This is a genomic window from Polynucleobacter sp. 35-46-11, assembly GCF_002281105.1.
In genome coordinates this window covers 1-1,458 of the sequence record NZ_NCFJ01000591.1, presented here as the reverse complement: position 1 = coordinate 1,458, position 1,458 = coordinate 1, and the positions used below count along the sequence as shown (strand labels likewise).

The window sequence follows — 1,458 nt, the reverse complement described above, 5'->3', positions numbered from 1 at the left end:
CTGCACCAGCAGCAAATGCCTTTTAACTACCGGTCACAATGATGCAGCCAATATTGTCATCCGCATCAAAACTCAATAGCGCTGAACCTAACTCATCCATCAACTCATCGTTCAGAGCATTTAATACTTGCGGGCGATTGAGGGTAATGATGGCAACCTTGCCATCCACTTCAGTCAATATGGTGTTGTAAGTCATCGATCTCTTTCAAAAATGATTTGTTCAGCGCGGCAACAATAACCACATCTTGCCATCTTGCTTCATGCGTCCTGCTAACTCACCTGCAGCATCCCCTGATCCCCAATAGTAATCCGCTCGTACCCCACCCACAATGGCTTTACCTGTATCTTGCGCCATCACTAATTTTTGTAAGGTTTGACTACTCAAAGGTCTAGTCGTACTCAAAAATACCGGGGCGCCCAAAGGCATCGCTTTCAAATCAATAGCAATGCTACGCTCTGCTGTTAAAGGTACACCCAATGCACCATTAGGACCCAGATCAGCACTAACATTACCTGGCAACTCTTTAAAGAATACAAAACGAGGATTGGCATTGAGCATCTCCTCTACTTGGCCTGGATTACGTTTAGCCCACGCACTAATTCCCTGCATAGTGGCCTGACTACGATTAATTTCTTTACGGTCTAACAACCACTGCGCAAAAGACTTAAAGGGCTGGTCATTGGTACCGGCATAACCGAGTCGCAGCACTCGCCCATCTTCTAGACGAATTTTTCCGGAGCCTTGGATTTGCATAAATGCAGCGGCGACAGGATCCTGTACCCAGGCTATTTCAGAACCCTTCAGAACTCCAGAGCTCATCAGCTCTGCACGCGCTGGTGCAGGATTTGGCTTAGAACCTCTCCAAGCCTTGGGAAGACCGTACAAGGGAACGGTATAAGTAGCAGTTCGAGTCTGCGAGCCATTCATGACAGGCTCGTAATAACCCGTTATCAAGCCAGAATCTTTGCCAGTAGTGCTGTTACGCACTTCATATACTTGAAAATTCCCCTCGAAATATTGGCGAATGGCACGTCCATCTCGCCCTGAAACATTATTAGCTTGAGCGCAAACCTGGCGCCAATTAATCTCACTACCGCGCTTACGCAAGGCATCACAGCTCTTCAGCCAAGCCGGCCAAGCCTGCGTTAAATCATCCCCTTGCCAACCAGGCAAGTCTTGCCACGAAGCAGATTGAAAGCTAGCGATCGGAGAGTTGTAAGGAGATGGGGCGTTTCCACTGGAGCGATAACCAGATCCACGAGTCGAAGGTGTAGAGCAAGCAGTCAATAAGCTAACGATGCTGATAACGAATACACTGCAAAGAAGAATGCGTGAAGTAGTGTTGCGACTAATTAATCTGGATATAGAAATCATGATTGCCAATTTACTCGATGAATACCCCATGATCTTGTTTGCTGTGGAGGGGGGCATTGCTCTAGCTCTCCTGCTCTTTATTG

The 1,458-nt window shown here is 47.3% G+C and carries 1 protein-coding gene and 1 pseudogene; both read right to left on the bottom strand.

Going from position 1 to position 1,458, the window contains the following annotated elements; genetic code table 11:
* Nucleotides 1-25: 25 nt before the first annotated feature.
* Nucleotides 26-196, bottom strand: a pseudogene (locus B7Y67_RS17915) (enoyl-CoA hydratase-related protein); the annotation flags it as partial.
* A gap of 24 nt (nt 197-220) precedes the next feature.
* On the bottom strand, nt 221-1,288 hold the full coding sequence (locus B7Y67_RS17910) for a murein transglycosylase A (protein WP_367227306.1): 1,068 nt from the start codon (nt 1,286-1,288) through the stop codon (nt 221-223).
* Nucleotides 1,289-1,458: the final 170 nt, after the last annotated feature.